This is a genomic window from Candidatus Cloacimonadota bacterium, from assembly GCA_020532355.1.
GTDB lineage: Bacteria > Cloacimonadota > Cloacimonadia > Cloacimonadales > Cloacimonadaceae > UBA5456.
Genome location: JAJBBD010000029.1, coordinates 1 through 4,501 on the forward strand (window position 1 = coordinate 1; position 4,501 = coordinate 4,501).

The 4,501-nt window shown below is 43.5% G+C and carries 6 protein-coding genes; all 6 read right to left on the reverse strand.

Features of this window, described 5'->3' with window-relative positions:
- Positions 1–57: 57 nt before the first annotated feature.
- Complete coding sequence (locus LHW48_00840; GenBank protein ID MCB5259008.1) at positions 58–1,131, reverse strand: formylglycine-generating enzyme family protein; 1,074 nt, start codon at positions 1,129–1,131, stop codon at positions 58–60.
- 1 nt (position 1,132) lies between these two features.
- The gene (locus LHW48_00845) at positions 1,133–1,471 is read right to left on the reverse strand and encodes an AAA family ATPase (GenBank protein ID MCB5259009.1); all 339 of its coding nucleotides are present in this window, start codon (positions 1,469–1,471) and stop codon (positions 1,133–1,135) included.
- Between the two features lie 11 nt (positions 1,472–1,482).
- The gene (locus tag LHW48_00850) at positions 1,483–2,397 is read right to left on the reverse strand and encodes a hypothetical protein (protein ID MCB5259010.1); all 915 of its coding nucleotides are present in this window, start codon (positions 2,395–2,397) and stop codon (positions 1,483–1,485) included.
- Between the two features lie 15 nt (positions 2,398–2,412).
- A complete protein-coding gene (locus LHW48_00855) occupies positions 2,413–2,793 on the reverse strand; it encodes a hypothetical protein (GenBank protein ID MCB5259011.1) in 381 nt (126 codons plus the stop codon).
- A 15-nt stretch (positions 2,794–2,808) separates the two neighbouring features.
- Positions 2,809–4,152 carry a phage tail protein I gene (locus LHW48_00860; protein ID MCB5259012.1) on the reverse strand — a complete coding sequence of 448 codons (1,344 nt, stop codon included), beginning with the start codon at positions 4,150–4,152 and terminating at the stop codon, positions 2,809–2,811.
- A partial coding sequence (locus LHW48_00865; protein MCB5259013.1) for a baseplate J/gp47 family protein occupies positions 4,145–4,501 on the reverse strand: 357 nt, incomplete at its 5' end. The genes LHW48_00860 and LHW48_00865, both read right to left, overlap by 8 nt.

Below are 4,501 nucleotides of genomic sequence, written 5' to 3' on the forward strand. Positions count from 1 at the left end.
CCAAAAAAGAGGACGGGCTATCGCCCGTCCAACAGATTACACTCTTCAGAACCCAGATTACCCAACAAAAGCCGGGCGAAACCCAAGGTCGCTAGGCGCGAACGAACGAGCGTTGGACAGGTGCAAGCAGAACAGGCCCGCAGTCGCACCATCGGGCCAAAAGCCGCCACGAAGCGGGAAGCGCTCCCCATAGTTTCGTATATAAAGATATCCTTTAGGATCTTGTGAATATGTCCCATCACTTAAGGTAATCGGTGCAATTGCTGCCTGCAGCATTGAAGCTGGAATGTTATAATCTACCTTTTTGATTAGATCTTTCCAATTAGCTATAGAAAGATATCCGTAATATCCATTATCTCCAACTGGTCCGGCATATTTTGTGATCTCATTGGAGATCACCGGATCGCCAATATCACCTGAAGAACTTTCATCTCCAGTGGCCGTTGAATCAAATCGTACCCCCGTATCGGGCCAATTGACTTCATCCAATGAAAAATTATTATCTGACGGCATAAGTATTTTGCCGTCTACAAGTTTTAGCCCATCCACCCATTCCGAGACATTGCCAACAAGATCGGCAATGCCGGTAAACGTATTGTTATGCCTCCACGATGCAGGTCCAGAACCAGTTAACGTCCTTCCAGTTCCAGAAGTAGTTCCTGGAGCAACGTTATCCACTCTGGTCCCAGTTTCATACGTTGCCTCGTGCGATCTACCATAATCGGTATTCCCACGAGGTTGAAATCCATTTTTTAGGCACCATAGAGCAACTGCTGCCCATTCCCAGTTGGTCATAAGATGCCACCCTGCACCCTTTGCAGTGCAGGCTGCTTTGGCATTGTCAAAATTGATTGATGTCGTTGGGTCAACATGAGGTATCGAACAGGCGCGCCCATCATATATTTTCGCCTGGAAGGCGCCAATCAATATCTCCGATTTTTCTATGCCGCCAACGATAAAGGCAGGATGCACGCCTGAACCATAAATTGGATCAATATCCTGCAGATTAAATTTCGGTATTCTCACCATGTAGGATGGGAACCCTTTGTCATCATACAGAACAGTTATTTGCCCCCCCGTTGCGGCCTCGACTGATGCTCTTAATGTATCCTTAGTAAATATTACTGGCATTTTATGCTACCTCCTCTTCCTCTTTTTGATATTGCCATAAAATTAATTCCACCGATTCGAGATCAAGTGGAATTTTGTTAACGCTGTATACTGGATTATCTTCATCATCAAGCTCTTCGGTTTCTACAAGTTCATATTTTGCAGGCGGGATTATTATTGAAACAACATATGCATCCCTTAATCCAATATACATCTCTCCATTTTTCCTGCAAATATCTATAATTGTCTGACTGTCTTTCTGCTCTTCCTCCAAGTCGATTTCTATATCTTCTACAATTAATTTTGTCCCCTCTAAAGCTACTTCCGCATAAGGTCCAGGTTGGATTTTGGTAATTATCATCACATCACCCCCTATAAGCTGAACTTCTTTGCTGTCCAGCGCACTTTAACATTATCGGCGGTGCCATTCAGGCAAATCTTAAAGCCATTTGATTGCCTTTCATCTGCATAAACGTATCCAAGCTGAAATCCACCGCCTACAAAGTCATAAACATCAAGGTCAATAGCGTAATTGGTATCAAGCATATCGAAAGGCAACGACACATACACGAAGGGCGCACTTATAAAAGACGTTGGCGCATCCGGTTCAAGTCTTCTCACATCGGTTAGTGTAACGTTGCTAATATATGGATCATTGGCTTCAGTATTGCCGGCCGGGACAGTTACGCGATATAGCGGGATCCCATTGGCTGGGACAGATTTGTCTAATTCTGTGCAGAAAGCTTCCCATTTTGTAGCACCCATAGCAAGATATATGTAGCAATATTTTGCCATGCCAGATGAGTTACTTGGTATTGCAGCGCCATTTGTTTCTGCCTCAATTGGGATGATCATCCCGCCTGCAAAGGCCTGCCCACTCGCCAGATTGATATTTCTTGTTGCTGTGGCCGATTTTGTTATTGTACAACCCGAAATGATCCCCTTGTTTTCGATTATCACTGTGCCCGTTTGGAATCTCTTGGTTAAAGTCTTGATAATTTCTCTGTTTGCTAGACTCCCAAGATCCATTGACCCCAGAAGGACCCCTAAGATTGCATTTTGCATGTCGGGACTAACGCCTTCTACTTGCTCCTGCAAATATGCAAGCATGTCTGCCAAAGTCGGTTTGTCACCTTTGGCATCATCAATTTCCGTTTCGCATCCGACCACGCGAGTGTCGAGATTCGAAAAATTGGCATCTATCTTGTCATATTTCTCATTCCATGCACTAGGCACGGCCGGGAACGAATCCGGATGTCTGCCTATTGTGCTGTACGGTAATGCCATGCATCTTCACCTCCATTAAAATCTGATTTTAATTTCCACTTCATAGGTCTCGTCTGTATCTTTAATTTTTGGAGAAAAACACCTATAGCCTATTAAATACCCGCTTTCATCTAATAGCCCCACCTCCGAAATTCTAGCGCCAACAAGCTCGTCTTTTTCGAGCCTCCCAGTCCCCGTCACGCTCATTGGATCTTCTTGCGTAACATTACTCAGCTCTTTTCTAAGCCGTTCATGATATAAAGTAGTACGCGCCGGATCCATAGCTTTTGGCGTAAGATCTGGGTTATGCCCACCATCACCAAAAGCCATGTATTTAACTTTTGGCAGCGCCGATCCGTCATACATGTGTTTTGCAAGTCTTTGACGAAATTGATTTATTATCACCGCTTCAGCCATCTTCCTACCTCCTTCTTATAAATATGTTATCTTTGCTGAAGCCCTTGGGCCAGAATCACCGACATTCCAAGAGCCATCAACAAAAATATTTTCATCATATCCGACCATCACCCCCCCTATCGGTGCTTGCACATAGGTTGCGTAATTTATAAAACCAAATGCCTTTATTGGATCTAGGCCTACATCCCAAGTTCCATTAACCGTGAGCCCTAACGGATGGCCTCCAATGAGCCATGAACCATCTACAAGTTGTCCGTCTATTTTCGGTTCTACTACATCATGTGGCTTTTTGGCATACATCCATTCCCAAGACGTTTTATGGGTCTCTTCCCATGACGGTATAATCGTTTCTGTGATGATGTTTTTGGTGATGTATTTTTGAGCTACTGCATTGACAATGTTCGCATATCCGACCTGCCATGAGCCATCAGCCCTCAAGGGGATACGATCATCTTCACGTAGATCCCAAGGATGCCCTATTGAAACGATATGAGGGATAATTGTAAGAAATCCTTCAGCCATGCATGGGTATATGGTTTCTACCGGTTCAAAAAATATAAGTTCTCCTACTTTCCACGAGCCGTCTGCGATAAGTCGTCCAGTGATATCAATCGTGTATGGTTTCGGGTCTGGCCCAACGGTCCATGAACCATCAACCATGAGCTTGCACCATGGATAATATTTTTGGGCTTGCATGAGCATATACAATCTTGGCATTGTGCATTTTACTAATATAGCCATATCCATGTTTAACTTCATGACATAAAACCAAATTGGCCATGCCCGTGCAGGTTTCATTTCTTCAATTGCCCATTTTATTTCGTTTAGCCATTCTACTCTTGCCGCTTCGACTAGATCTAGCTTAACGGCGAACTGTGCCCAATGAGGAATATCAGGCCAACCAGACACATCATATGCTCTTTGTATTATTTTCGGAGAATTGTCGGTTACTAACCATGTACCGTCTGCAAAAAGCATCCCAGCATTAAGATATGCCTGCTTGGCTTCATGATATTCGATAATTCCAACGTTGCTATAGCCTAAAACACTGAGTAATCCCAATATTCCTGCTTTTGTGCCTTTTACTTGATGCCACGCAACAAATTCTTTAATTAGCCCACGTTTAATTTCTTCAGCCCAATCTGGATCATACAGATCTACGTGAAGTTGCCATGCCAACAAATCCAAAACCGAGTCAGGAAGTTCATCTATCCTTGGTATTATCAATGCGTACTTTATATCGCCTGTGGCTTCCCGTAACCCATGATCTATTGCCTCGGCAGCATTGGCAGCTGATTCATCTGTTTTTATGTTTTCAGGCAATATATCTAGCAAACTCAGCTCTTTAAGATTAATCATCTTCTAACCCGCCATAAATTATGTTGGTGGTTATATCCTTCGCCACTTGATATTGTTCAAGTTTCACGAATACAGGTTGTGTTATTTGCACTCGCTTGGCCCCTGCATTTATGACTCTCCTCGTCAGTTCAGACGGATTTATATCCCTGCCAAGCTTTTCTTTCTGCCATGCCTTGAACTGAGCGGTTGCTGCTTCTACAGCTGACTGAATATTGCTTGCCAAAGAGGCATCGTCTTTTCTTATGTAATAAGTAAAGTTGATCGAATAATTCACTATCGTCGGTACATGAACATAAACATAATCTGTCAAGGGTCTTTTATTATCGGCAGAGCAAATGGCTTCCACGGC